This window comes from Moorena sp. SIO3H5, from assembly GCF_010692395.1.
Taxonomy (GTDB): Bacteria; Cyanobacteriota; Cyanobacteriia; order Cyanobacteriales; family Coleofasciculaceae; genus Moorena.
Map to the genome: position 1 here is coordinate 1 of NZ_JAAHHS010000644.1, position 2,847 is coordinate 2,847.

Sequence of the window (2,847 nt, forward strand, 5' to 3'; positions counted from 1 at the left end):
TAATCTGCTTCTCTAATTTTAAAAATTCAGAAACCACTGCTTCTAATCGTCTTTAAGGTGTTGAGACAAAAAAATAAAATTTTGTCTCAAGTTTGACCCCTATTAACTAAATAAAGATGAAGCGCATTTTCGGATTTTTGCTAGCCCTACTGGCTACTTTTACATTTGCTGTCCCCATAGCCCATGCTGCCGAGGGAACACTACTCAGTAAAGAAGGTGTATTATTTGAAATACCTGCATACACTGCTGAAGAAGTGGTGGGATTTGAGTACAAAGATTTGATAGGAAATGATTTCTGCGTGCAATATTTCGCAGCTAATCCGCCACGTGTGGGAATGACCGAACCCATCAAAATCCCCTGTCCTCTGGGCATAGAACCTATTCCCGAGTACAATGTTAAGTACGAGGAAGCAATTGATATCTTCCATGAAATAAATTGCGGCGATGCTTTTGAAAGCATTGAACTATCTTGGCCGGAGACTCCTCCATTTCGAGAACCCATCTGGAAATTGCGCTCTAACTTCGGCTTGGATGTTATTATTGGCGCTAATAGTGGATTTATGAGTTGTGAGTTTTAGTTGTGAGTAAGTGCGTTCGCTTTTAGCGGAAGCTGAGGCCTTTGGCCACGCTACGCGAACGCTTCATCGCGTAGCGTGACCTACGGTCAATTGCGAAGCGTAGCCCTTTGGGCTAATCGCCGATCTTGTCGGGTGCGTTAACAAAGTGTAACGCACCTTTTTAAATTATCAGTAATGGAATGGCTGATCCTAGGATTAATACTCCCATGGTAAACTATTCAACTAGTCGATTTTCATTGATGTTGATCGGCTGAATCATAGAAAGCCATCAACAAGTCTGTATCCACCAAAATAGCGGGATAATAGCTCATACTTCTCGTTGATGACTTGCCCGTATCCGAGAAGCAATAATCTCTCTACAAATACCGGGATAAACGCAACCTAAATCCAGGCAATAGATTCTCACCAGATAATTCCGTGGGAAGACTTCGCACCGCTACCTCTTGCCCTTGACAATAAATTTCCACTTGCTGCTGTTGGGGATTAATCAACCATCCCAACTGTACCCCTACATCCCTATATTCCCCCATCTTAGAACGCAGCATTTCCAAATCATCCGTTGCTGACCTTAACTCAATCACAAAATCCGGTACAATCGGGGGAAACTTGCGTCTTTGTTCTGGGGTAAGGGCTTCCCAACGTTCCCTTTGAATCCAAGCACAATCAGGAGAACGATTTGCGCCATTGGGCAATTTAAATACAGTGGAGGAACTGAAAGTATAACCGAGACCGGTTTGCCGATTCCAAATTCCCAAATCAATAATTAAATCTGCTTCTCGATTGCTGCTCTCTCCGCCAACAGGTGGCATAATAATTAAGTCTCCTTTGGCCGTTCGTTCAAACTGTAACTCACGGTTATTTTGACATAGCTGATAGAACTGTTCGTCAGTCAGCTCAATGGTGTCTAAATTTAATGCCAAAGGAGTCATATTGCAAAGGGAACAGGGAACAGGGAACAGGGAACAGGGAGTAGGGAATATCGCATCAAAAATTCTCACAATTCCTACACGGTACCCTATAGTGGTCAAGTCTCTCCTATAGGACCATCATACAGCAATCGAGAATAAGGGATGCGTGCGCATTGAGCCGCTACGGGAACGCACTCGAGAATTGATGACCAACTCGACATCCCCAATCCCTCATCCGGTGGCAGGCGGAGACTATTTAGTATCAGTGCCAATTCAGACTGCCTTAAAAGCTGCCCTTTACCTGGGGATAAGTGAGCCAGGGATCACATCACTCCAACTGGCCCATACTCTACAATTAGAATAGGATAGTTCTTGAGGAATAAAGCCAATGACATGGCAAGAATTGCAAAACCAAGCATTGCAATTACCAATAAGCGTACGCTGGCGTTTAGTCGAGTCCCTGTTGGCCTCAATTGAACAAGAAACCCTATCATCTAGGTCTTATAGCTCAAGTTCAACACCAATGACTGGTCTTGATCCTTGGACTCAAAGCCTACTTGGTGTGGTTGAGCTAACTCCAGAGGATTCCAAAGAGTCCTACATTGATTATCTTGAGGCAAAATACAAGTGAGGCGGGTGTTGTTTGATAGCGACCCCGTGGAAAGGGAATCCTCGTGTCAATATTCAAAAGGGAAAGAGTGGAAAGGCTAAAGTTTATCAAGTTCGTCAAGTCTTAGAGGCTATTGATAAGTTGGAGGACAGTAATGAAAGTTAATCACCAACACTATACTTACAGCATTACATGGTCAAAAGAAGACGGGGAGTTTGTGGGATTGTGTGCAGAATTTCCCAGTCTATCTCACCTTGACACATCTCTGGTAGCTGCTTTAGAAGGCATTAGTAATTTAGTCGCAGAAGTCCTCGAAGATATGGAAACCTCTGGAGAAGCTATTCCACAACCTCTTGCCGAGAAAAAATATAGCGGTAAATTTCAAATACGAATTCCACCGGAGCAACATCGTTCATTGGCAATAAAAGCCGCTGAGTCTGGAGTAAGTCTTAACCGTTACATAAGTTTGAAACTATGTAGCTAGGGATTCGAGCATCATACAGCAATCGAGAACAAGGGATGCGCGCGCATTGAGCCGCTACCGGAATGCTTTTTGGTTAAATTGGAGCTCTGAAATGCGCCAGCTAGTAGGTTCGACTGAAGACAGGTTAGCTGTGGGATGAATTTTGCACAGGGTATTATAAAATTGCTATAATATATGTACTGAGAAACAAAGCCGAAAATGCTGGTTTGTCAGTCACCTACGTTCCTAAAAAATAGAACTTATTGTATTGTTCCGGCGCGGAGGGGC

Annotated in this window: 5 protein-coding genes; 4 read left to right on the forward strand and 1 reads right to left on the reverse strand. The window is 43.6% G+C overall.

The window, feature by feature from the left end:
- Positions 1-116 precede the first annotated feature (116 nt).
- Positions 117-578, forward strand: a complete 462-nt coding sequence (locus F6K52_RS34950; RefSeq protein ID WP_293089578.1) for a hypothetical protein — start codon at positions 117-119, stop codon at positions 576-578.
- 356 nt (positions 579-934) lie between these two features.
- Here the strand turns inward: F6K52_RS34950 and F6K52_RS34955 are convergent, their stop codons facing one another.
- Positions 935-1,507 (reverse strand): Uma2 family endonuclease, encoded by a 573-nt coding sequence (locus F6K52_RS34955; protein ID WP_293089581.1) that lies wholly within the window; start codon positions 1,505-1,507, stop codon positions 935-937.
- 184 nt (positions 1,508-1,691) lie between these two features.
- Here F6K52_RS34955 and F6K52_RS34960 point away from each other — a divergent pair, with 184 nt between their 5' ends.
- The 3 genes from F6K52_RS34960 (at position 1,692) to F6K52_RS34970 (ending at position 2,580) form a co-directional block, all read left to right on the forward strand.
- On the forward strand, positions 1,692-1,850 hold the full coding sequence (locus tag F6K52_RS34960; RefSeq protein WP_293089579.1) for a hypothetical protein: 159 nt from the start codon (positions 1,692-1,694) through the stop codon (positions 1,848-1,850).
- A 24-nt stretch (positions 1,851-1,874) separates the two neighbouring features.
- On the forward strand, positions 1,875-2,117 hold the full coding sequence (locus F6K52_RS34965; protein ID WP_293087308.1) for a hypothetical protein: 243 nt from the start codon (positions 1,875-1,877) through the stop codon (positions 2,115-2,117).
- 133 nt (positions 2,118-2,250) lie between these two features.
- Positions 2,251-2,580, forward strand: a complete 330-nt coding sequence (locus tag F6K52_RS34970; RefSeq protein WP_293089580.1) for a type II toxin-antitoxin system HicB family antitoxin — start codon at positions 2,251-2,253, stop codon at positions 2,578-2,580.
- Positions 2,581-2,847: the final 267 nt, after the last annotated feature.

Excerpts from the sequence above, each read along its gene's own strand:
- F6K52_RS34950 (WP_293089578.1), top strand. The coding sequence starts at position 117 with ATGAAGCGCATTTTCGGATTTTTGCTAGCCCTACTGGCTACTTTTACA.
- F6K52_RS34955 (WP_293089581.1), bottom strand. The coding sequence starts at position 1,507 with ATGACTCCTTTGGCATTAAATTTAGACACCATTGAGCTGACTGACGAA.
- F6K52_RS34960 (WP_293089579.1), top strand. The coding sequence starts at position 1,692 with ATGACCAACTCGACATCCCCAATCCCTCATCCGGTGGCAGGCGGAGAC.
- F6K52_RS34965 (WP_293087308.1), top strand. The coding sequence starts at position 1,875 with ATGACATGGCAAGAATTGCAAAACCAAGCATTGCAATTACCAATAAGC.
- F6K52_RS34970 (WP_293089580.1), top strand. The coding sequence starts at position 2,251 with ATGAAAGTTAATCACCAACACTATACTTACAGCATTACATGGTCAAAA.